This is a genomic window from Pararhizobium polonicum, assembly GCF_001687365.1.
Classification (GTDB): Bacteria; Pseudomonadota; Alphaproteobacteria; order Rhizobiales; family Rhizobiaceae; genus Pararhizobium; species Pararhizobium polonicum.
This window is the reverse complement of sequence record NZ_LGLV01000017.1, coordinates 1-23,549: the sequence shown is the minus strand read 5'-3', so window position 1 is coordinate 23,549 and position 23,549 is coordinate 1. Positions and strand designations below refer to the sequence as shown.

The 23,549-nt window shown below is 61.2% G+C and carries 19 protein-coding genes; 10 read left to right on the top strand and 9 right to left on the bottom strand.

Going from position 1 to position 23,549, the window contains the following annotated elements; genetic code table 11:
- Positions 1 to 345 precede the first annotated feature (345 nt).
- The 5 genes from apbC to ADU59_RS24050 form a co-directional block, all read right to left on the bottom strand.
- On the bottom strand, positions 346 to 1,548 hold the full coding sequence (apbC, locus tag ADU59_RS24070; RefSeq protein ID WP_068957377.1) for an iron-sulfur cluster carrier protein ApbC: 1,203 nt from the start codon (positions 1,546 to 1,548) through the stop codon (positions 346 to 348).
- Between the two features lie 466 nt (positions 1,549 to 2,014).
- Complete coding sequence (locus tag ADU59_RS24065) at positions 2,015 to 4,411, bottom strand: methyl-accepting chemotaxis protein (protein WP_068957375.1); 2,397 nt, start codon at positions 4,409 to 4,411, stop codon at positions 2,015 to 2,017.
- A 326-nt stretch (positions 4,412 to 4,737) separates the two neighbouring features.
- Positions 4,738 to 5,493 (bottom strand): LuxR family transcriptional regulator, encoded by a 756-nt coding sequence (locus ADU59_RS24060; RefSeq protein ID WP_068957373.1) that lies wholly within the window; start codon positions 5,491 to 5,493, stop codon positions 4,738 to 4,740.
- A gap of 112 nt (positions 5,494 to 5,605) precedes the next feature.
- Positions 5,606 to 6,364, bottom strand: coding sequence for a helix-turn-helix transcriptional regulator (locus ADU59_RS24055; RefSeq protein ID WP_068957371.1), 759 nt, complete (start codon positions 6,362 to 6,364; stop codon positions 5,606 to 5,608).
- Between the two features lie 224 nt (positions 6,365 to 6,588).
- Positions 6,589 to 7,425: an IclR family transcriptional regulator gene (locus ADU59_RS24050; RefSeq protein WP_068957645.1), complete on the bottom strand. Its 837-nt coding sequence runs from the start codon at positions 7,423 to 7,425 to the stop codon at positions 6,589 to 6,591.
- 140 nt (positions 7,426 to 7,565) lie between these two features.
- Here ADU59_RS24050 and ADU59_RS24045 point away from each other — a divergent pair, with 140 nt between their 5' ends.
- The 7 genes from ADU59_RS24045 (at position 7,566) to ADU59_RS24015 (ending at position 13,617) form a co-directional block, all read left to right on the top strand.
- Entirely contained in the window at positions 7,566 to 8,336 is a 771-nt protein-coding gene (locus ADU59_RS24045; RefSeq protein WP_068957369.1) for an SDR family NAD(P)-dependent oxidoreductase, read from the top strand.
- Positions 8,336 to 9,253, top strand: a complete 918-nt coding sequence (locus ADU59_RS24040; protein ID WP_068957367.1) for a 2-dehydro-3-deoxygalactonokinase — start codon at positions 8,336 to 8,338, stop codon at positions 9,251 to 9,253. Before ADU59_RS24045 ends, ADU59_RS24040 begins: the two co-directional genes overlap by 1 nt.
- A 13-nt stretch (positions 9,254 to 9,266) precedes the next feature.
- Positions 9,267 to 9,902: a 2-dehydro-3-deoxy-6-phosphogalactonate aldolase gene (locus ADU59_RS24035; RefSeq protein WP_068957365.1), complete on the top strand. Its 636-nt coding sequence runs from the start codon at positions 9,267 to 9,269 to the stop codon at positions 9,900 to 9,902.
- Positions 9,903 to 9,904: 2 nt separating this feature from the next.
- Entirely contained in the window at positions 9,905 to 10,786 is an 882-nt protein-coding gene (locus ADU59_RS24030; RefSeq protein ID WP_425332053.1) for an SMP-30/gluconolactonase/LRE family protein, read from the top strand.
- 236 nt (positions 10,787 to 11,022) lie between these two features.
- On the top strand, positions 11,023 to 11,835 hold the full coding sequence (locus ADU59_RS24025; RefSeq protein ID WP_068957361.1) for a helix-turn-helix transcriptional regulator: 813 nt from the start codon (positions 11,023 to 11,025) through the stop codon (positions 11,833 to 11,835).
- Positions 11,836 to 11,935: 100 nt separating this feature from the next.
- Positions 11,936 to 12,484 carry a YbhB/YbcL family Raf kinase inhibitor-like protein gene (locus ADU59_RS24020; protein ID WP_068957357.1) on the top strand — a complete coding sequence of 183 codons (549 nt, stop codon included), beginning with the start codon at positions 11,936 to 11,938 and terminating at the stop codon, positions 12,482 to 12,484.
- A 518-nt stretch (positions 12,485 to 13,002) separates the two neighbouring features.
- Positions 13,003 to 13,617, top strand: a complete 615-nt coding sequence (locus ADU59_RS24015; protein WP_068957355.1) for a PRC-barrel domain-containing protein — start codon at positions 13,003 to 13,005, stop codon at positions 13,615 to 13,617.
- A 145-nt stretch (positions 13,618 to 13,762) separates the two neighbouring features.
- Here ADU59_RS24015 and ADU59_RS24010 read toward each other — a convergent pair whose 3' ends face one another.
- Positions 13,763 to 14,341 (bottom strand): TetR/AcrR family transcriptional regulator, encoded by a 579-nt coding sequence (locus ADU59_RS24010; protein ID WP_068957353.1) that lies wholly within the window; start codon positions 14,339 to 14,341, stop codon positions 13,763 to 13,765.
- Positions 14,342 to 14,393: 52 nt separating this feature from the next.
- On the opposite strand from ADU59_RS24010, the gene ADU59_RS24005 reads away from it, so the two are divergent.
- Positions 14,394 to 14,930, top strand: coding sequence for a dihydrofolate reductase family protein (locus ADU59_RS24005; protein WP_068957351.1), 537 nt, complete (start codon positions 14,394 to 14,396; stop codon positions 14,928 to 14,930).
- Between the two features lie 148 nt (positions 14,931 to 15,078).
- Here ADU59_RS24005 and ADU59_RS24000 read toward each other — a convergent pair whose 3' ends face one another.
- Positions 15,079 to 16,632 (bottom strand): trimethylamine methyltransferase family protein, encoded by a 1,554-nt coding sequence (locus ADU59_RS24000; protein WP_068957349.1) that lies wholly within the window; start codon positions 16,630 to 16,632, stop codon positions 15,079 to 15,081.
- A gap of 90 nt (positions 16,633 to 16,722) precedes the next feature.
- Between ADU59_RS24000 and ADU59_RS23995 the strand changes: the two genes are divergently transcribed.
- Complete coding sequence (locus tag ADU59_RS23995; RefSeq protein WP_068957347.1) at positions 16,723 to 17,646, top strand: LysR substrate-binding domain-containing protein; 924 nt, start codon at positions 16,723 to 16,725, stop codon at positions 17,644 to 17,646.
- A 7-nt stretch (positions 17,647 to 17,653) separates the two neighbouring features.
- On the opposite strand, the gene ADU59_RS23990 is transcribed toward ADU59_RS23995, so the two are convergent.
- A complete protein-coding gene (locus ADU59_RS23990) occupies positions 17,654 to 19,015 on the bottom strand; it encodes a putative bifunctional diguanylate cyclase/phosphodiesterase (protein ID WP_068957346.1) in 1,362 nt (453 codons plus the stop codon).
- A gap of 198 nt (positions 19,016 to 19,213) precedes the next feature.
- Positions 19,214 to 20,950: a response regulator gene (locus tag ADU59_RS23985; RefSeq protein WP_068957344.1), complete on the bottom strand. Its 1,737-nt coding sequence runs from the start codon at positions 20,948 to 20,950 to the stop codon at positions 19,214 to 19,216.
- 281 nt (positions 20,951 to 21,231) lie between these two features.
- Here ADU59_RS23985 and mutL point away from each other — a divergent pair, with 281 nt between their 5' ends.
- A complete protein-coding gene (mutL, locus tag ADU59_RS23980) occupies positions 21,232 to 23,031 on the top strand; it encodes a DNA mismatch repair endonuclease MutL (protein WP_068957342.1) in 1,800 nt (599 codons plus the stop codon).
- Positions 23,032 to 23,549 lie beyond the last annotated feature (518 nt).

Here is a 23,549-nt window from a genome sequence, read left to right as displayed (position 1 = left end):
TGAGAGCCAGGTTATGGCGAACCGGACAGAACCGGCCGTATGACATCAAAGCTGCGCGCGGCAGATCCATATGGAAACTCTCGTCGTTTACGACAAACCCTCAAACGGTCATCACAGTCATGCGGAGCCCGACGGAGGGCAGCACCGCTGTGCACCCTTACGGATGCGGGGAGGCATATGGAGCAAGGCACACCCAAAATCAATGCAGAAAGTGGCAGAGTGCCACAATGTCGCCCAGAGACTTAACGACGCGACGCAACAGAATGTCAACAGCCTGCATGTGCAACGCGCTCTTTCCGCAGACCGGACCGCGCGCACCACATGCCGTTTCACATCTCCGCAGCGTTACTCGAACACGATGTTCGGCATGGTCCGGGCCTTGTCACCCTGATGGGCGGCGACCTGTTCCCAGACCCGCGCGGCGATCTCGCGGTAGACCCGGGTCATCTCGCTGTCGGGCTCGGAGACGACGACCGGTGTTCCGGCATCGGAGGTCTCGCGGATGCCGATGGTCAGCGGCACTTCGCCGAGGAACGGGACGCCGATGCGCTCGGCCTCCTTGCGGGCGCCGCCATGGCCGAAGATATCGTAGCGGGCGCCGGTATCGGGGGCGATGAAATAGCTCATGTTTTCGATGATGCCGAGAACCGGCACCTCGACCTTGCGGAACATCGCCAGCCCCTTGCGCGCGTCGATCAGCGCCAGATCCTGCGGCGTCGAAACGATGACGGCGCCGGCCAGCGGCACCTGCTGGGCCATGGTCAGCTGTGCATCGCCAGTCCCCGGCGGCATATCGACGACAAGCACGTCAAGATCGCCCCAGGCAACCTCGCGCAGCATCTGCAGGAGCGCCGACTGGATCATCGGGCCGCGCCAGATCATCGCCACTTCCTCATCGACGAGGAAGCCCATCGACATGACCTTGATGCCGTAGTTTTCCATCGGCCGGATCATCCGGCCCTCGATCTGCTGCGGGCGTCCGGAAATCTTCAGGAGGCGCGGCATCGACGGGCCGTAGATATCGGCATCGAGGATGCCGACGCGCAGGCCGTTGGCCTTCAGCGCCAGGGCAAGATTGACCGAGGTCGTCGACTTGCCGACGCCACCCTTGCCGGACGCAACCGCGATGATCGCGCCGACGCCGGGGATGCCGGCTTTGGCCGAAGCCGTTGGGGTGCGCGGTGCAGCGGCTGCCGGCGCATGGCTGTGGCCCGCATGCGAAGAATGATCATGCGAATGACCGGCGCGAGACGGCGCAGCGGCCGGACGCTGGACCGGTGCCGAAGACGACGTTCCCTTTTTGTCGGCCGTCAGTGCCACCATGGCGCCCTTGACGCCGGGGATGTCCTTGACCACCCGCTCGGCAGCAGCACGCAAGGGATCGAGTTCGCGCGCCCGCTCGGCCGGAACGGTGATCGAGAAATAGACCTTGGAATCGGAGATGAAGACATCCGAGACCAGTCCCATATCGACGATATTGCCGTCCATATCCGGTCCGCGAACGCCGCGCAGCTTGTCGAGAACCTGATCCTTGGTCACGTCGGTCATGCCATTCACTCCTGCCGCCAGCGCGGCTGGTTTGCCCTGCTGTCTGTTTTGATGCGTTCATCATATCCAGTCTCGATGATAGGCGCCTATCATCGAGACTGGATAGTAGATAATCGAGCCGGACTGTTTCGCCAATGAGGCCGCGCAGAAAAACCGCCCAGAAAAAGCAAAGGCCGCCTCCAGCCTGGGGTGTCCGTACATCCGGGATCACCTGTGGCTGAAAGCGGCCTTGTTTGTCGCGACCTTCATGGGCGCAGTTTTTCTTATTGCAGTCCCCTCTGGACCTGCCTTTTATAAAGCAGGAACCATGCCAGTTCGGGAAAACACCCTGGAACCGACGATTCGCGCCCGGTTGCATTGCGATGCAGCAACCAACCCGCTTACTTATTGTGCAGATGCGTTGCACGGCTCACAGCGTTGCCGGATTTTGAAACAGGGTGCCGGACAAACGGCGTCCCGTTTTTACTCAAAATTCATCCCAACCGTCATTGGCCGGTGCAGCGGCACCAGCATGTCCCTGGAACGCGCCGGCCAGTTTTTGACCCAGAGCCCGGGCCGGCGATTGAACCGCCGGTGTGGTGAGCGACGCCTGCCGGACGATACCCGGCTTCGAGACCGGGGCACTGCGCACCGGAGCGGCAGGCGGACGCTGGATACCGGCATCGGGCAAGACCCGGCGCGATGCCGCTTGCGCAGTCTCTCCGAGCTTGAAATTCGACAGCAGCGCCGTCAGCGCCGAAGCCTCGGCGGCCAGCGTGTGACTGGCGGCGGTCGATTCCTCCACCATGGCGGCATTCTGCTGCGTGCCCTGGTCCATCACGTTGACGGCGCGGTTGATGTCGTTGAGCCCGATCGACTGTTCACGGGCGGCCTCGACGATCGAGGAGACCCGCAGGTTGATCTCATCGACCTCGTGAACGATCGCTTCCAGCGCCTTGCCGGCCTGGCCGACCAGCTCGACGCCGGTCTTGACCTGATTGCCGGATTTCGAAATCAGCGCCTTGATCTCCTTTGCCGCGTTTGCCGAGCGCTGGGCGAGTTCGCGAACCTCCTGGGCAACGACGGCGAAACCCTTGCCGGCATCGCCGGCACGCGCGGCTTCGACGCCGGCATTCAGCGCCAGGAGATTGGTCTGGAAGGCAATTTCATCGATCACGCCGATGATGCTGCTGATCTCCTGCGACGAGCTTTCGATCTGGCCGACGGCATCGATGGCGTTGCGGACAACCGCGCTCGACATCTGCGCACCGGATTTCGCCCTGGCGACGAGCTGACCGGCCTCTTCGGCCCGCACCGTCGAATCCTTGACCGAGGCAGTGATCTCATCGAGTGCCGCCGCAGTCTGCTCGACCGAGGCCGCCTGCTGTTCGGTGCGCTTGGCAAGATCGTCGGCCGAGGCGCGGATTTCGGCGGAACCGACCTGGATACCGAGCGCATTGTTGCCCACCGATTGCAGCGTCTGCTGCAGGGTGGTCATGGAACTGTTGAAATCCTCGCGCAGCGCATCGAGCGAGCCGATGAACGGCGTTGCCAGGCGGAAGGTCACATCGCCATCGGCAAGCCGCTGCAGGCCGGTGCCGAGTTCAGTAACGGCAAAGCGCATCTGGCGTTCGTTTTCCTGCGTTTCGGCGGCGTGGCGCTGGCGCTCCTCTTCCGAAAGGGTGCGGCTCTGGGCTGCCTCGGTCTCCAGACGCTGCTTGGCAATCGAAGCATCGCGCAGGACGGCGAGCGAACGGGCCATGCCGCCGAGCTCGTCGTTGCGGTCCGCATCGGCGATGGCGATACCGGTATTGCCCCGGGCGATTTCACCGGTGGCATTGACGATGGCTTCGATGCGGCGGCGGAAACGGCTGGATATCAGCACGCCGAGCAGAACGAGAAGCACGGATGCGGCGGCGATGATGATGATGGAAATCCACGCCATGTGCGTCAGATAGGCAAAGACGGTCGCCTTCGGAACGGAAACGATCGCGTACCAGGCCGTATCGGACAGAAGCTGCACGGGAACGGCGACGGAGAGGAAATCGGTGCCGTCCTCGCCGACCGTGTCGACGGGCTTGCCCGGATTGTCGATCATCTGCTGCCAGGCGGCGGCATCGACGCTGCTGTCCTTGAACGCCTTGCCGAGATTGGCAGGATTGACATGGGCGAGGAGATTTCCGCCCTGGGACACCAGCGCAACGTTGCCGTCGCCGAGTGGCTTCATTCCGGCGAGTTTCGATGTCAGGCTGTCCAGCGCAATGTCGATACCGATGACGCCGAGCGGCTTGCCGTCGACGGTGACAGGGCCGACCAGCGTGGTCATCATCACGTCCTTGCCGTCGATGGTATATTTGTAGGGCTCGATCACCACCATCTTCTGCGCCTTGAAGGGCAGCTGGTAATAGTCGCCCGGTCCCGGCTTGTCGTAGTCCATGAGCGGCGTCACGATGATGTTGCCATCGGAGCGCACCCAATAGGGCACATAGCGGCCGGTCGCGTCATGCCCGGGCTTGTTGGCGTATTCCGCATCCTTGCCGTCGAAGGCGTTCGGCTCCCAGCCGGTCCAGACGCCAAGTGCGAAGGGATTGTCTTCAAGCAGCCGCTTCATCACGGCATCGCCGGATGTGCGGTTGGCGGCACCGGATGTTTCAAGCGCGTGGAATGTGCTCTGCAGGGCCTCGACCAGTTGCAGCCCCTGCGACATCTGCGCCTTGAGGTCGGCGGCGGTCAGCGCGGCCGCGGCATTCATTTCGTCGACACTGCGGCGCTTCACTTCCGAGTAGGATATCCAGAACAGCGTACCGGCGGTCACCACCGTGGCGAAGAGCCCGGTCGCAACGACGGAGAAGATATTTCGGGAAGTCGCAGTCTTGAACAGCATCTCGGATCCTCGAAAGCGCGGCGGCAACAGGCGAAAGCGTCCCGGTTGCAACGTCGCGGATATCATCTTTGGGAAAAGGTGCGGAGGATAGGATCCCGGCAGCAACGCGCCGCCTGTTTAAACAAGGCGGCATGGTCCGGGCTTCAAAATACACCATAAAACCGGACCGGGCGCTGCCGATCACGGAATTATACGGGGTAGCCTCCCAGTGAAATCATTCCACCGGCGGCAAAGGTGCACCGCAAAACTTAAAGATCATCTAAAATACTGAAAATATTCGCAGCTTTCGCCTGTCCCGCCTGCCGGAGCAGACCGGCTGCAAGCGCTTAGCTGATATAGCCCTTCTTCATCGCCTTGACGACCGCCTGGGTGCGATTGACCGCGTCGAGCTTCTTGCTGACATGGTTGAGGTAATGATTGACCGTATGCTCGGACAGACCGAGAATTCCGGCGATCTCCGAACTCGTCTTGCCCGCCGCCGTCCAGTTGAGGCATTGGATTTCGCGTTCCGACAGGGTGACGCTGGTGTCCTTCCAGAACGAGCCGATTTCAGTGAGCCGATTGTAGACATGGATGGCGATCATCTGCAGTTCCATCATCGCCGTCATCGGCAGATCGAACCGTTTTCCCATCCAGATGACCGTGGCGCGGCTGCCGTCGGCGTCATGAACCGGGAAGTAATTGGCCTGGTAGATGCCGTGGTCGCGCAACATGGCGATGTAGTCGTTTGCCTGGGGCGGGCGCCCCGTTTCCTTTTCCCATTCTTCGAGCGTCAGCTGGAAGGGTGTCGTGGTTTCCCTCAAGCGGCGAATGCCGGTCGAATGCTTGAGGAGGGAGATGCTGTCATATTTGTTGACGAGATCCACCGGCATATTGGACAGGATCGAGGCGCTTGCCAGTTTGTCCGCATCAAAGGACGGGACCATGCAGATGAGGAACGTCTTGAAGCCGAATGCCAGCGTCGTTCTCTTCATATAGCGGATTGCGTCGAACTGCGTTTCCAGCGCGGCGATTTCCGAAGCGAAATCTCCGCCGCGCGGTGACTCTTTTTCCATCGATTCTGCCATTAAACTATCGCGCATTCACAAACTCCACCGCATAGCCGCATGGGTTTCCGGGCGAGCGCTCTCGAGCTTCGCCCGTCGTGTCGTCTATCCATCATGCCGGTGTCCTGCTTGTCTTCATGAGTGTTTCTCAATTGATCAGTCCGGCACGTATTGCCTTCGCCACGGTCTGCACGCGATTGACGGAATCGAGCTTGCGGGTCGCGCGGCTGAGATAGTGATTGACGGTATATTCGGAAAGCGCCAGGATTTTCGCCATTTCCGTGGTGGTTTTCCCCGCCGCCGCCCAGTGCAGGCACTCTATCTCGCGGCGCGACAGTCCGCCCGGTACGCGGCTGCGCATTTCCTTCAGTTCGCTCAGACGGCTGAACAGATATCCAGCCATAAAGGTCAGTTCCTTCAGCTCGCCCGGATTGACCGCTTCGCGATTGCCCGCGAAAGCCACCGCGCCGCACGTTCCGTGCACGTCGTGAGTTGGAATGTAGACACCGCGCCGCAGGTTGCCCCGCTCGAACAGCCGGAGCACGGCATTGCCCTTGCCGTCCGCACGCATGTGGGAATCGAGCGTCGTATCATAGGTAAATGGAATTGTGCTGCGTCGCAGCCGTTCGATCACCGGGCTGCCGGCCATCAGGCTGGCGGCATCGTAGCTGGCCAGGAAATCCTTCGGCCAGTTGGTCATGACAACCGCTTCCGAAAGGCTGCGGCAGGCCTTGCCCGGCACGACCATGACCATGAAGCCCTGAAAACCATAGGCGCGCATCACTTGTTCCAGCGCCTGCCGGACATCCGCTTCCCGCGTCATCGTTTCGGCAATCCGCCGTGTCTCGGCAATCCGCTGGGCGGCGGGAAGCGCGATGGATGACAGATATCCGCTGAAATCGACCATTTTATACTTCTTCCAGACTCGCGGCCGATTGATTCGACATTCGCGAGAATCCCGTTCCGCTACCGCCCGAAGGCCTTGCCGTTACCGGTGGAGCCCGGCAAAGCCCATCTCGGAGGCAGAAAATCGGACATCGGCAGGCACAGAATCTGATATATTAAAGCTACAGCCCCGATTTCGCCGCGTCCAGTCGATTTGACTAATTAACCGTAAAGGCATTTCAAAGTCTAACGCCCCGGCCCCAGACGGATTTCCACGTCTTCGCTGATGGCCATGGCTGCCTGACGAACCGGGTTAGCCCAGATCTCCAGTTGTTCCATCGTCACCCGGTAGGCCGGCCCTGTGACCGAGATACCGGCGACAAGATCGAAACCGGCGTCATGGATCGGAGCGGCTACACAGCGGATTTCCGTTTCATGTTCTTCACGATCAAAGGCATAGCCCCGCAATCGCGCCTCGTCCAGATCACGTTTCAAAGAGGCCGCGGAAAGATGTGTATTGGCGGTAAAACGGTGGAATGTCAGCTTGCCGAGGGTTTCGGCGAGCCTGCCGGGCGGCAATACGGACAGCGCTGCTTTGCCAAGGCCGGTGCAGTAGACCGGCGAGGCATTGCCGATCTGCGATTCCATCCGCACCGTCTGGCGGCTTTCCACCTTGTCGACATAGATGATCTCGGTGCCGCGCAGGACACCCAGATGAACCGTCTCGCCGGTTTCTTCGTGCAGCTTGCGCAAATGCGGCGCAGCGACCGCGCGGAACTGGTTCTTCGACCACGACCGGTAGGCGAATTTCAACAGGCGCAGGCCGGGCTCGTAGCAGAGATCGCGTCCCTGAACCAACAGCCCCTCCTCCACCAGATGAGACAGCTGGCGATGCAGCGTGCCGCGCGGCTGGCCGGACAGGACAAGGATATCGCTGAACCTGAGCGGCGTGTCGGAGGTCACGACGGTTTCCAGCACGGAAAGGGCCTTGCCGAGCGTGCCAGTGCCGCTATTCTGCGCTGTGGCGGGAGAGGCCGTCCTTGCGTCGTCCCGGTCCGTGGTTTGCCCATCCGTCTCATTCATCGCTGTTGCTTCGATCTTGACAAGCCGCTGCCTGCGGCGCGATAATTCCAAATAATAAGAGCGAGTTCCACATAATGGAACGACATTGATGCGAATGCAAGCCCGTTCTCGGGACTGCGCATCCGGGAGAGCGACACATCATGGCCTTGCCAGCTGCGCAATTTCACGACCTCGAGGGACGTGGCGTCCTGATCACCGGCGGTGGTTCGGGCATCGGTGCCGCGCTCGTCGAGGGCTTTGCACGACAGGGCGCCCGCGTCGCCTTCATCGATATCGCCGAAACGGACAGCCGGGCTCTGGTGGAGCAGCTTGCACCATCGGTCGAACATGCGCCGGTCTTCATTCAGGCCGATCTGCGCGACGTGCAGACGATAAGGTCTGTTGTCGATCGGGCGGCCAGCGCGATCGGTTCACTGAGCGTCCTCATCAACAACGCTGCGCGCGATGACCGGCAGCCGCTGGAGGACGTGACCGAGGCAAGCTGGGACGAAAGCCAGTCCGTCAATCTCAGGCACGTCTTCTTCACGAGCCAGGCTGCGGTGGCGCACATGCGGCAGGCCGGCGGCGGCTCGATCATCAACTTCTCGTCGATCGCCTTCATGCTCAACATGGGCGAAATCCCGGCCTATGCCACGGCCAAGGCCGGCATTATCGGCCTCACCAAGTCGCTCGCCGGCAAGCTTGGCCCGGACGATATCCGCGTCAACGCCGTGCTGCCGGGCATGGTGGTGACCGAGCGGCAGAAGAAGCTGTGGATCGACGATACCGCGATTGCCGGCATGCAGGAAAAACAGTGCCTGAAGCACATGCTCGTCGCGGAGGACATGGTGGGCCCATGCCTCTATCTCGCCTCCGATTGTTCGGCGCGGATGACGGCACAGGCCATGATCATCGATGGAGGCGTATTTTAATGACGGCAGCATCCTATGCGGCGGTAGATTGGGGAACCTCGAGTTTCCGCCTGTGGATCGTCAGCGAAAGCGGCGAAGTGCTTGCCGAGCGCCGCAGTGGCGAGGGCATGACGACGGCCGCGAAAACCGGCTTCTCGGGTATTCTTGAATCGCATCTCCAGGCCGTTTCCGCACCGCCGCATCTGCCGGTAATTATCTGCGGCATGGCCGGTGCCCGCCAGGGCTGGGTCGAGGCCGGTTATCTCGATACGCCCGCCCCTTTGAGCGGCATCGTCAAGGCGGCCGTCACCGTACCCGACGCCAACCGCGATATCCGCATCCTGCCCGGCCTTGCCCAGCGCAGTGAAGAGATGCCGGATGTCATGCGTGGCGAGGAAACCCAGCTGCTCGGCGCAATATCCCGGCTCGGCAGCGGCAGCCATCTGGTCTGCATGCCGGGCACGCACAGCAAATGGGTGCGCGTCACCGGCGGTATCGTCGATGGTTTCTCGACCTTCATGACCGGCGAACTGTTCGACGTGATCTCAAAGCATTCGATCCTCAGCCATGCCGTCGCCGACGGGGGTGCGTTCGATGGCAACGATCCCGTCTTTCTGGGCGCTGTCGCAAAAGCCGCGAAAAATCCCGCGCTTGCGACCAATCTGGTGTTTACGGTGCGCAGCGGCCAGCTGCTGCATGGCCTGACCGCTCCCGCCGCCAAAGCCCGGCTGTCGGGCACGCTCATCGGTCTTGAAATCGCCGGAGCGCTCAGCACCGCAAAGGCCGGAAGCAGCGTCTGCCTTGTCGCCTCCGGCTCTCTTGCCGCGCTGTACCAATCCGCCCTGTCGGCTCTCGACCTCAATCCCGTGACCATCGATGCCGATGAGGCCGTTCGCCATGGCCTTGCCGCCGCTGCCAACGCCATCTGGCCCGCCTGAAGAAAGAGTTAGTATGACCCGCATCCCCTTCCCGCCGATGAAATATCCGCTGATCGCCATCCTGCGCGGGTTGAAGCCCGAGGAAACCCAAGGGATCGTCGGCACGCTGATCGAGGCCGGTTTTACGGCCATCGAAATTCCGCTGAACTCGCCGGATCCGTTCCGCTCGATCGAGATTGCCGTGAAGATGGCGCCGGCCGGCTGCCTGATCGGTGCCGGTACCGTCTTGACGACGCAGCAGGTCGAGCAGCTTGACGGCGTCGGCGGCAGGCTGATGGTCAGCCCGAATGTCGAACCGGACGTGATCTCGCTGGCGGCGGCCAAAGGCATGGTCACCATGCCCGGCGTCTTCACGCCGACGGAAGCGCTGGCGGCTGCCAAGGCCGGCGCGACGGGACTGAAATTCTTCCCCGCCAGCGCGCTCGGGCCTTCCGGCATTTCGGCGATCCGCGCCATCCTGCCGCCGGAACTGGAAATCGCCGCGGTCGGTGGCGTCTCGGAAGCCAATTTCGCCGATTATGCCAAGATCGGCATCAAGAGCTTCGGGCTGGGCTCCAGCCTCTACAAGGTCGGCATGGATGCCGCCGAAGTCGGCAAGCGGGCTGAGGTGACGATCAAGGCCTATGACGCGGTTTACGGGGCAGCATGACCATGGATATCATTCCCTTTTCCGGCAAGATCCTGTGCGACGAACCGTTGATGCTCGGCGAAGGCGCCACCTACGATCCGGCGACCGACATCGCATGGTGGTTCAACATCAAGGGCGAGGCGCTGCACGAGCTGCATCTGGCATCAGGCCGCAAGACGGTTCACCCGCTGCCGTTCCTCGGCAGCGTGCTCGCCGTGATCGATCCGGACCGGCAGCTGATCGCCTCCGACAAGGGCCTGTTCATCCGGGAAACGGCGTCGGGAAAGCTGAGCCTTCTGACAACGCTCGAAGACATTCCGGCCAACCGCTCCAATGATGGCCGCGTGCATCCGTCCGGCAGCCTCTGGGTCAGCACCATGGCCCGCGACGAGGCCAAGGGCGCCGGCGCGATCTATCATGTGGCGCGCGGCACCGTCACACGGCTTTATGCCGAAGTGTCGATCCCCAACAGCATCTGCTTTTCACCGGATGGTTCCACCGGCTATTTCACCGATACGGCCATCAATCACCTGATGCGGGTCGCTCTCGATCCGGCCACCGGCCTGCCGGCCGGCGAACCCACGGCCATCAGCGACGAGACGACGACATCAGGCGGCATCGACGGATCGGTCTGCGATGCGGACGGGCTGATCTGGAATGCGCGCTACGGCTCCGGTGCCGTCGATGTCTACCGGCCCGATGGCACGAAGATCGCGCGTTATACGGTTCCGGCGACGCAGACCACCTGCCCGGCCTTCATCGGCGCCAAGGCCGACCGGCTGCTGGTCACCTCGTCTTTCCAGGGCATGAGCGATCCGCAGCGCGCCGCCGATCCGCATGCGGGCAAAACCTTCGAACTGGGTGTCACCGTCAAGGGCCGTTTCGAACCGGCCTATTTGCTCTGACTGCCGGACAAGGCCCGAACAAGGCGATGTGCCGTAGCCCCGGCAAGCAGGCATTGCGCAGCCGGCACCGATATGACGGCACCTGCAGGTTCATCCCCATGCGTGCGGAGCCGCAAAATTCGGTCACAAGGCTCCCGCTTTCATCAGGAGTTTTGCCGCAACCGCTTTGTATCCTTCAAAACTCTCATCCCCCGGATTATACGATTAGAATCGTATAATCCGGGGGATGACATCAAATGCAAAATGGCGCAGCGCCGATACCTGACCCAATTTCCAAGGTTTCTATCTTTTCCATCACCCAAGCGACGACAGCGACATTCACGGATCTCTATTTCAGACTGACATTTCTGTGCTTCATTCAAACCGGCTCGAAAAGAGTTCTTTGCCCGACCAATGGCGAACTGATCGGAGAACCGGGGGACTTGATAATTTTTCCTCCCGGTTCGCTGGTGACGATGGAAAACCGCCCGATCTTGAATGACCGTTACCGTGCAGATGGTGTGTGCTTCACACATGACCTGGTGGATGCGGTTTTCATTGACCAACGGCCCCGCAGCGACCCTCCGGGTATTCAAATCTTGCGAACCGATTCCCAGCGGCCGTCAGAAATACTCGGCCTCATCAAAGACACAGTCAACAACGAGGGCCTGCCGCTGCCGATCAAGCAGCATCGGCTTCTTGAGCCATTAATTTGGTTGCGGCACAATGGAGTACGTCTTCCAACGCGGGATGAAGAACAGCCTCTCAGCAAATTGCGACGCTTGATTGAAACCGATTTGAGTCATCCGTGGCGTATCCCGGAGGTGGCGGAATACTTTGCCATGAGCGAAGCAACCTTGCGCCGGTGGCTTATGAAATCGGGGCAAGGTTTTTCCAAAATCCTGCTCAACACTCGTCTTGAGAACGGTCTCACGCTGCTGCAGACAACCGGTACTCCCATTTCACAAATCGCCTTGGAAAGCGGATTCAAAACGCCGTCTCATTTTTCAGATTCCTTTCGGAAAAGATTCGGAATAGCACCAAAACTGATCCGCTCAGCGAACGATTGATCGTTCTTCGATAGTTTTTGATCGTTTGCCGGAAGCGTGACTTACGAACACCCATTATCTTTGGAGCATGATCAACACTCCCGATAAAGGACGCTCAATCATGCTTTATAAAACTCGACTCGCCAGCCTGGTGCTGGCCTGTGCCATGACCACAGCTGCGAGTGCTCAGGACTTCCAGTTGTCCAGCACATCGATTTCCGAAGGCGCACAACTTGCATCTTCTTATGTCTTTGCGGGGTTTGGATGCGAAGGCGGCAACCAGTCGCCGCAGCTGTCCTGGTCGGGTGCGCCCGAAGGAACAAAAAGCTTCGCAATCACCGCCTATGATCCGGACGCACCGACCGGTTCGGGCTGGTGGCACTGGAATACGGTCAACATCCCGGCTTCCGTGAACTCCGTTGAACTGGGTGCAAGCGGCACTGGCGCGATGCCGACCGGGGCCGTCGAAATCACCAATGACTACGGATCAGCCGGTTTCGGCGGTGCTTGCCCCCCTCCGGGCGAGGTGCATCGCTATATTTTCACGGTGCATGCCTTGGCGGTAGAGCGCCTGGAATTGCCGGCAACCCCAAGCAACGCACTGGTTGGTTTTATGATCCACGCGAATACGATCCAAAAAGCCCAGATTACCGCAGTCTATAATCGCTAGGCCGAAACCAGAACGGCAGTCGGCTTTACCGCCGACTGCCTGTTCCAATCCATTTTGCCGCCCAAAAAGTAGCGAATCGCAGAATGTCCGGCTCATAAACGACGAGAAGGGCGAAAATATTTCGGCTTATTTTCTCGATGTGATGCCGTGTCTCAAGTCTGCACGGACATGCACGGCACCTCCAGCCTCCACCATGTCTGCCCACGTAAAATACCAATCCGGTGTCGATGAAGAGAGTTGCTGTGTCACGATGACAGAGATCGCCCTCCCGCAAAGGAAGCAGCACTCCCCGACCCCAGACGCGCCGCGTTTATTGGAAAATTTCTCCATATTTTCTTTTCTTTTTCTGTCGAACGGGACAGCATTGAGGGCCTGTGAAAATAACATTCCATCCCCCGTTGCATATTTTTTACGGAACCACTCGGCACCTTCGACGTTGTGTCTGCATCACCGGTGCGGCGGAAAGACTTTCAGCCCCGTGCCCTGATCGAAGAAGAAAACGAAAAGGTAGGTTTAAAATGGCCAAGAAACTCGTAGCTTCCGTCGCCGCCGGCGCCCTGTTTGCAGGTGTAACCGTTTTTGCGCCGCTCGGTTTCGCACAGGACACAACCCAGCCTTCGGCTCAACCACAGACCATGGAAACGCCGATGACCGGCGAACAGCCGGCCGGCGAGATGAAAAAGCCGCTCGATGAAGCGGCTCAGGCCACCCCGGCGGCCGGCTCCGGCTATCTGACCGAGCAGGCCGACGACCAGATCGCGGCCAGCAGCTATATCGGCCAGTCCGTCTACAACGCTGCCGATGAAAGCATCGGCAAGATCAATGACGTGATCTTCACCAAGGATGGCTCTGTCGAAGCAGCTGTCATCGGCGTTGGCGGCTTCCTGGGTATCGGCGAAAAGAACGTCGCCGTTCCGCTGGAGACGATCTCGGTCTCCAACGTCCCGGATTCGAACGATCTGAAGCTGACCACGCAGGAAACGGCCGACACGCTGAAAACAGCCCCCGAATTCAAGACGAGGGCGCAGCAGGTTGCCGAGCAGAATGCCAATGCCCCGGTCGATAACTCGACCACGTCTTCCACGGCGCCGGCAACGGACATAAAGCCGGCTGAACCGGCCACCAACAACTAACCGGGTACTCCGGTTTGATCACACGCAACGGCGGCACCTCCTGTGCCGCCGTTCTGCTGTCGGAAATGCTGACGAAGCAAAAAGAGGCTGGACGCATACTCGGTATGTTGCAGCAGCATTTCTATGCAAGTGCGCCAATGTAAATCTAGGCGTTGGCCGATTTGATGGAGGTTGCAACGCTGCACCACTCCTCCAGCGAACGGCGTATTGCGATGTCAAATGGTTCCTGACGTGTAAATGCCCACCAGATGCGCGCGCCAAGCCAGACACCCGCCATCTGCCATCCGAGCAATGTCGCCCTGGATGTATCGGCCGTTAATCGACGCCCCAGGGCAATGGCAAGGGCGGCCCCCCAGGCTGCCCCGCGTGCCCGCAAGACCGGATTGCGAATATCCTCATGCAGGATGAGCAGCCCGTCCGTCTCATCGCTTTCGGCGGTTTTGCCGGGGGCTAGCCGCAAAAGCAGACGGATCGCTCCGTCCGGTGACAGGGGTTCCTCCGCATCGGCCTTCGCTGTCTCCTGATCCAAACGGCTCCACGCGTGGAGGAGGGCCGCCTCGAGGAGGCTGTCCTTGTCGCCATAGCGCTGCACCAGCGTCGCTGGCGAGAGCCCGGCCGCTTTGCCTGCCTGCGCGAAGGTCAGGTTGGATGGGCCGATGGACAGTATCCTGCCCAGAACCGCGTCAAGGAGAGCTTCGTCGGATATGCTTTTGTGTCTTGCCATGGGTAATTTATAAACTTATGTTCATTTATAAATCAATGGGAGATTGACGGAAATGGCGAGAATTCTTGGCTATATCGCTTCAAGCCTCGATGGCTTCGTTGCGACTGACGATGACAGCCTGGAATGGCTCTTCCGCTACAACGACATGGATCTGGGCGAGCATGACTACACGTTGTTTATCAAGCGTATCCGCACGGTCGTCATGGGCCGTCGCACCTACGATTTTATCGCCAACGATCCGGCCCCCTGGAGTTATGGAGACCAAAGGGTTCTGGTTGTTACGTCACGCCCCATCGATCGCCCGAAAGGGCAGCTTGAGGTGCGCAGCGATGTCGATGCCCTCATCGCCGAGCTGCGGGCGCTGAAGGATGGTGATATCTGGATGCTCGGAGGCGGGCAGCTGCAAATGACCTTTTTGGAAAAAGGCGCTCTGGATGAAATCGAAATCTATGTCATTCCGGAATTGCTGGGCGGTGGCCGTCCCCTGTTTCCCGCAACAGGCCACCGCGGCAGCCCAACGCTGATCAGCGCGCAACCGCTAGACAGAGGATGCGTCCGTCTTCACTACCGCTTCGACCGTCCTGAGTAAGCTGGCGACGATTGACGCAGTTCTGTTTGCCGGCTGATGGTACATTGCCTTGCCCGGCAGTCAGAGCCTGTCGACCGGTTCGAAACGGCCCTTGACGGCAATGCCCAGTTCGACGGTTTTTCCCGCGGTCGGATCGGCGGCGCGTGGCTTAATACCAGGCGTCGGCCATGCTGTTCTTGCGTCTTGTCATATAGTCCGTCAACGCCTCGTCGATGGCCACGTCCAGGGGCGGCGCCTCGTATTCGGCCAGCGTCTTTTTCCAGCGTTTGTTGGCACGCGCCGCCATGTCGGTCGATCCGCCCTCCTCGCTCCACTTTTCGAAGGGCTCATTGTCCGACAACGTCGAGTCCCAGAATGCCGTCTGGTAGTTGCGCATCGTATGGTCGCAGCCAAGGAAATGGCTGCCCGGACCGACCTGCAGGAAGGCGTCCATGGCCAGCGTATTATCGTCAACCACGACACCGGCGAGATAGGAATGCAGCGCGCCGCAGAAATCGGTGTCCATGACGAACTTCTCGTAGGACATGGCGAGCAGCCCATCGAGGAAACCCGCCGAATGCAGGATGAAATTGGCGCCGCAATGCACTGCCGAGAGCATCGACATGACGCCCTCCTGCATCGCCTGCGCATCCGGCAGCTTCGAATTGGAGAAATTGCCGGCGCAGCGCAGCGGCAGCTTGCGCCGTCTTGCCAGCTGGCCGATCACCATCGAGCCGATGGCGGGTTCCGGCGTGCCGAAGGTGGGCGAGCCTGAGCGCAGCGACATGGAGGAGAGAAAATTGCCGAAGATCACCGGCGCGCCCTTGCGCTCCAGCTGCGTCAGCGCGCAGCCGGCCAGCGTTTCGGCATAGGACTGGGCGATGGCGCCGGCATTGGTGACCGGGCCCATGGCACCGCCGAGGATGAAGGGCACGATGACCGCGGCCTGGTTGGCGCGGGCATAGGCGCGCAGCGATTTCGTCATCGTGCCATCCCAGACGAGCGGCGAGTTGACGTTGACATTACCAAGGATGACGCAGTTGCGATCGACAAAATCGCGGCCGAAGACGAGGCGGGCCATGTCGATCGAATCTTCCACCCGGTCTTCCGCCGTGATCGAGCCCATGAAGGCGCGGTCGGAATATTTGACATGGCTATAGACCATGTCGAGATGGCGCTTGTTGACCGGCACATCGACCGGCTCGCAGATCGTGCCGCCGGAATGGTGCAGCCAGGGGCTCGACTGGGCGAGCTTGATGAAATTGCGAAAGTCTTCCAGCGTGCCGTAACGCCGCCCTTTGTCGAGATCCATGACGAAGGGGGAACCATAGGCCGGCGAGAAGACGACGTTGCTGCCGCCGATCTCGATATTGCGGGCGGGATTGCGCGCATGCTGGGTGAACTGCGCCGGCGCACTCGCAACGATCTCCTCCAGCATGCCCGGCTCGAACCGGACCAGCACGCCGTCGACCTTGGCGCCGGCCCGTTTCCAGTGATCGATCGCGGCCGGATCGTCGCGGAACTCGATGCCGACCTCGCAGAGGATCCGGTCGGCGACGCGCTCGATCTTCTGAAGGTTTTCCTCGCCCAGGATATCGTAGGTCGGGATATTGCGGACAATATAGGGAACGCCCGGGATTTTCGCCGCATTGTCGCGCCGCGCAGAGCGGGCCGGACGCGCGCGTCTTGCGGGTTCTGCCTCAGCGGCCACGAGCGTTTCCATGCCATCTCTCCCCTTTTCCCAGTCGAGGCTACCGGTGAAAAAGGGGCCTGTAACGCTGGAAAAATTCGACACATGATATAAGCTGAATTTATGGAAACACTGCGCCGCCTGCTGCCCTCGGCCTCCAGCCTGATCGTCTTCGAGGCGGCCGGACGCCATCAGAATTTTACCCGCGCCGCCCATGAACTGGCGATGACGCAGGCCGCCGTCTCCTATGCCATCCGCGGGCTCGAAGACCAGCTCGGCGTGCCGCTGTTCCACCGGGTCCACCGGGCCGTGCAGCTGACGGAAGCCGGCGAGAAATTCCATGCCGACGTGTCGCTCGGGCTGTCGCGCATCCAGAAATCGGCCGAAGACATCCGCGCCAAGCGGCGCGAGAGCAATGTGACGCTGGCCGCGTCCACCGCCTTCGCCTCGATGTGGATGCTGCCGCGGCTGACAAAACTGCGCGAGGACCTGCCCGAGATCGACCTGCGCATCCAGACCAGCGTGCGCGATCTGGATCTGGAAGAGGAGCCGATCCCGCTTGCCGTTCGCGGCGGCGGCGATCCGGCCAACTGGCCGCGCTATCATACGGCGCTTCTGGCGCCGGAGGTGATCAGCGCCGTCGCCTCCCCCGCCTTCGTCGAGGCCAACGGCATGCCGCAGCGCCCGGCCGATCTGCTCCGGCATCCGCTGATCCATCTGGAAGAGCCGGTCAGGCGGGCCTATAGCTGGCAGGAATGGTTTGCCAGCGCCGGCGTTTCCTATCCGTCACAGGCGCGGCGGCTGACGCTGAATGATTATGTTCTGGTCATCCAGGCCGTGCTTGCCGGCGAAGGCATCGCTCTCGGGTGGAACCACCTGATCGAGCGGCAGGTCCGCTCCGGCGCGCTCGTTCCGGTCGGCAATCATGTGCTGAAAACGGATCTGGCATTCTACGTCGTCTGGCCGCGTTCGCGCGAGCTGAACCATCAGGCCCGCCGGGTGCGCGACTGGCTGCTCGAGGAAGGACGCCGGGAGCGGGAGGAGTGAGAGAGCCTCAGCCCGCAGCCGATGCTGCTGCCCCCGTATCGTGATATTTTTCGGCGAGATAGCGCAGCGTCGTGACGGAATCGGCGGGCTTTCCGTAGAAATAGCCCTGCCCCATGCCGCAGCCGAGACTTTTCAGCTTCATCGCCTCCGAGAAATCCTCGATCCCTTCGGCAACAACTTCAAGGTTCAGTCCTTCGCACATGGAGATGATGGCCTTGACGATGTGCTCGGACGCGCGGTCGGCGGAGATGCGCGAGACGAAAGCACGGTCGACCTTGACCTTGTCGAAGGAGAAATCCCGCAAACGGCCGAGGCTCGACTGGCCGGTGCCGAAATCGTCGAGAGAAATGCGCACGCCGGCCGCCCGAAGCTCGGTGACGATCTTCTGCGCCACATCCGCGTCGGTCATCACGGCGGTCTCGGTAATCTCGAGCTCCAGCCGGCGCGGATCGAGGCCGGCGCGCTGGATGATCGACAGGACATTGGTTGACGTCATCGGGTCCATCAGCTGCGCCGATGACAGGTTGAAGGATAAAAACAGTTCCTTCGGCCAGAGCAGCGCCGTCTCGGCGGCCTTGCGCAGCAGCGTCTCCGAGAGGGAATCGATGAAGCCGCGCTCTTCGGCCAGCGGCACGAAAACGGCCGGAGAGACATAGCCGAGATCCGGATCGCACCAGCGTGCCAAGGCCTCGAAACCGACCACCATATCGTTCTTCAAGCTGACGATCGGCTGGAAATGCACATCGACCTCGTCGGCTATGATGGCATTGCGCAACGCTTGCTCCAGCTGCGTCGCGCGTTTCATCTCCTGGGCGATTTCCTGGGAATAGACGGTGATCTGGCCGCGGCCGCGGCGCTTGGAGCGGTAAAGCGCGGTATCGGCGCTTTTCAGCAGATCCTCGAATTCCTCGCCCGCAAAGGGATGGACGGCGAAACCGAAGGATGCCGACAGGCGAACGTTGCGATCGCCCAGATCGAAGGGGGCGGACAGCACCTCCTTCAGCATATTGCCGACCTTTTCGGCGGCCTTGCGCTCGAACACCAGCGGCAGCACGAAGGCGAACTCGTCGCCACCGGCGCGGATCACGGTTGCGCCATCCGGGACGCAGGCCAGCAGCCGGCTGGCGACCTGACACAGGATTTCATCGCCGGCATGCGGCCCGAAGAGATCGTTGATCGGCTTGAATCCGTCGAGATTGGCAAGGCCGATGGTGAAGGGGGCGGGATCGCTGGCGCGATCGGCAGCAATTTCGCGCACCTTGTCGCGCAGCCTGTATGAATTGCCAAGACCGGTCAGAGGATCGGTATAGGCCATAGCATGCAGATCATTCCGGTTGATGTGCTGAGACGGTGTTTCAGCAGAATTCATAAACGCATTCCCGGGATTGGCTTCAAGGCAGTGTCAGGTTGAGACGATGGGCAACGAGGGTTAAGATTTCGAAAGCATCCCACCCCCACTTCCCGCATACTGTCGACAATTCTGGGCGTTGACACGAATATCGGCCGAGGCTGGCCCTTCCCATCCCTTTCCCCGGATATCGATGCCAGTCGGGATGGACTGAGAATGTCAGCCTGCCAGGCGTTCGGCCTTGGTGATCACGAACTTGCGATAAACGGCTTCGATCATGTCCGGGCTGATCGGCTTGGTGATATAGTCGTCCATGCCCGCCAATTTGCTTTGCTCGATATCGATATCGAGCGCCTGGGCCGTAACGGCGATGATCGGGGTCTGGAAGCTGGCCGATTTTTCAAGGGCGCGGATGGCCCGTGTCGCGTCGAAACCGTTCATCACCGGCATCGAGACATCCATCAGCACGAGATTTGGCCGATACCGCTGCCAGAGCTTGACCGCTTCCTCGCCATCGGCGGCGATGCGATAGGATATGCCAAGGCCTTCGAGGATCTGGGCGAAAACGAACTGGTTGATTTCGTTGTCTTCGGCAACCACCACCTCGACTTCCGGCATGGGCCTGCCGGTCAGGCTGACGTCCGGCACGATGATATCCCAATCCGCCGGGCCGTCGGCCTCGACCGATGGCAGCGTGCCGATACCGTTCTCGCACAGGGCAAGGACGCTGGCGCGCAATTCGACGGGTTTCCAGTCCTTGGCAAGGACCAGAGACGGAGAGCTCGTCCAGCTGGAAACAAGCGTCAGCGCATCGGCCATCGTGCCATCGATCAAAAGCGTATCGATCCTGACGGCACGGACTGCACAGGCATCCTTGAAGGCCGAAAGTTCCTCGGCGTTTCTGACCGCGCAGGCATCGAAACCCCACCGGCGCAGCTGCGGCACCAGGTTCACCTCGAGCGCCGGTGCATCGGTGATCAGCAGGATGCGCTGCCTGCCCCGCGTATCCGGATCGATGATCGCCCCGGCCTCGATCAGATGCTGCATATCGATCGAGCGGAACGGGTCGTAGCAATTCTGCGCCGGAGCAAACAGGCCGTAGTCTTTGATCTCCAGAGGAGACCGGGAGGAGCTGGCATCGTCCAGTCCGCTATAGCCGACGACGAGATCGGTCACATCGTTCATGCAGGTGACGAGCAGATACTTGCCGGGATCGCCGACACGAAACTTGCGGGTGACGACCCAGAGGTCCTCGCCGTCGGCCTGAACGATCTGTTCCGGCTGGTAGTGGATCTCTCCTGTTTCCAGCGTCGCACGATCGGAGCGTTCGAATTTTTCAGCAAGCTCCGGTTCCAGCAGGTCCCACACGGAGCGCCCGAGAATGGTGTCCGCCGTCATGCCGTGGAGGGCGCAGAAAGCCTTGTTGACGGCGATATAATTGAGGCTTCGATCCTTGACACAGATCGGATTGGGCAGGCTGTCGAGAATGCCTTCGGTGAGCTCCACCCGCTCCATGTCGAGCTGCATCTGCTCTTCGCGCTTTTTCTGCTCCGAGACGTCGCTGATCGCGACGATGCCGAGACCGCTCGACAGCCGCCGTTTGCGCACATTGATCCAGCGGTGGCGGCCGATGCGCTCGACGACGTCGAAGCGCTCGCGCCAGTGATGGGAAAGACGTTCGGAAATCCATTCGTCGCGATTGACGTTCCGGCGGCTCGTTTCCGGCGCCGTGCCGCTGCGGACCCCGGAATCGAAGATCGCGCCGAGGAAATCCTTCAGCCGCGTTCCGGCTTCCAGGAATTGCGCAGGGATAGGGTAGAACTGGAGAATGGGGCGGCTTGCGAAAACGATCTCGTCATTCTTGTCGCAGACAAGAATGGCCAAGCCGAGCGCGTCAGACGTCGCTTCGAGTACGGTTTTCTGGATGTTCGCGCCGAAAGACGCTACATCATTCATCGCATAGCCCTCATATAACCTTGCGGCTCGTTTTTTCCGGGACATGCTGACGGACGCGCCAATGGGGCCGTATTTGGGGTTCAACGCCCGGGCGGACAGCTGCGCCTCGGGCTCCAAATGACAAAACCCGTGTTCATTCAGGTTCTTGGCGAACGTCGCAGCTTTGTATTAAGGCCTGATTAAGCTCCAGCCAGTTTGTCGGGCACGCCGACTTGCGACGCGGCGGGGGATAGATCGCCCGAGACACTTTTCATGCGACTGCGAATCCCGGACAATAGGCCATGCCCATCAAACAGCTCTCCGAGACCCTCATCAACCAGATCGCCGCCGGCGAAGTCATCGAGCGGCCGGCAAGCGCCGCCAAGGAACTGATCGAGAATGCGCTGGACGCCGGCGCGACCCGCATCGAGATCGCCACCGCGGGCGGCGGCAAGACGCTGCTGAGGGTCGTCGACAACGGCTCCGGCATGGGTCCGGACGATCTCGAACTGGCGGTGCGCCGCCACTGCACCTCCAAGCTCGACGACAATCTGCTCGACATCCGCACGCTCGGGTTTCGCGGCGAAGCCCTGCCCTCGATCGGCTCGGTCGCGCGGCTGACGATCACCAGCCGCCCGGCCGGCGCAAGCCATGGTGCCGAGATCGGCGTTTTCGGCGGCAAGCTGCAACCGGTCAAGCCGGCGGCCGTCAACCAGGGCACCGTGGTCGAAGTGCGCGACCTCTTCTTCGCCACACCGGCACGGCTCAACTTCATGAAGACGGAGCGGGCCGAAGCCTCGGCGATCTCCGATGTCGTCCGGCGCATGGCGATCGCCTTTCCGGGCGTGCGCTTCGTGCTGTCCGGCTCCGACCGCACGACGCTGGAATTCCCCTCCACCGGCGACGACCGGCTGGCCCGCATCGCCCAGGTGCTCGGCCGCGATTTCCGCGACAATGCGATCGAGATCGATGCCGAGCGCGAAGGGGCGCGGCTGACCGGCTTTGCCGGCGTGCCGACCTTCAACCGCGGCAACTCGCTGCAGCAATATGCCTTTGTCAACGGCCGGCCGGTGCAGGACAAGCTGATCTGGTCCGCGCTGCGCGCCGCCTATGCCGAAACCATCCCGCAGGGGCGCTATCCGGTTGCCGTGCTGTCGCTGACGGTCGATCCGGATGTGGTTGACGTCAACGTGCATCCGGCGAAGTCGGATGTCCGCTTCCGCGATCCGGGCATGGTGCGCGGGCTGATCATCGGCGCCATCCGCCAGGCGCTGTCACAGGATGGCGACCGGGCCTCGACGACCGGCGCCAGCGGGCTGATGCGGGCCTTCCGGCCGGAACCGCAGCGGCCGGCCGGAACCTGGAGTGCGGCCGCCTCTCCCTACCGCCCAATGGATTTCGCATCGGCACCAGGCGGTTTTGGCGAGCGGCCACAGGCTGCCTTTGCCGAGATGGCCACACCATCGGCCCGTGCCCCGATGGCCGAACCGGAAGCGGCCTTCACTCCGCAACCGGACAAGCCGCATCCGCTCGGCGCTGCCCGGGCCCAGCTGCACGAGAACTATATCGTCGCCCAGACGGAGGATGGCCTGGTCATCGTCGACCAGCACGCTGCCCATGAGCGGCTGGTGTTCGAGGAACTGCGCAAGGGCCTGAATTCGCGGCCGATCCCGGCGCAGGCGCTGCTCATTCCCGAAATCGTCGACCTGCCGGAAGACGATTGCGACCGGCTGATCAGCCATTCGGCCGAATTCTCAAGGCTGGGGCTCGGCATCGAGCGCTTCGGCCCCGGCGCCATCGCCATCCGCGAAACACCGTCCATGCTCGGCGAGATGGATGCCGTCGGACTGGTGCGGCAGCTGGCCGACGAGTTGGCCGAATGGGACACGGCCAACGGGCTTGCCAGCCGTCTCGACTATCTGGCCGCGACCATGGCCTGCCACGGATCGGTGCGTTCGGGCCGCCGGCTGCGGCCGGAAGAGATGAACGCGCTGCTGCGCCAGATGGAGGCAACGCCCGGCTCCGGCCAGTGCAACCATGGACGGCCGACCTATATCGAGCTGAAGCTGTCCGATATCGAGCGGCTGTTCGGCCGCAGCTAGAGCCTCGTCCGCTTTCCGGACCGACCCCCTCACCTGAAAAATCTAGCACTTAGCTGAAGCTAAGATGCTGATTTTTCTTCCTCTCCCACAAGGGGAGAGGTAACCGGCGGCATATCCTCCCCATACGAGGATAATTTCTTGCCGCGAAGGCGCGGCATCTTTACCTCTCCCTTTGTGGGAGAGGACACAAAATCAACATCTTAGCTTCAGCTAAGTGTTAGATTTTGTTGGTGAGGGGATCTCCACCGCATCCCCCAAAATCCCCGCCCTTTTGTTCCATGCCATCATGACTTCGTTCCGCCGAGGATACACCGGTTTGCGTTGCCGGCGAGGCGGAGCCGGTGCCCGGACGGTTTGGCGAAACGCGCGTCAGATCCCCGGGGCTGCGTGAAAGGCGGTTCTCCTCCGGTTCGTGAAAGCGGGCCGGGCGTGCCGGGTAGCCACACCACGGGCGGTTCACCCCGCCGGACGGCTTTGCCGTCCATGGGTCCAGGGCTAAACCCCGCCGCATTGAAAGG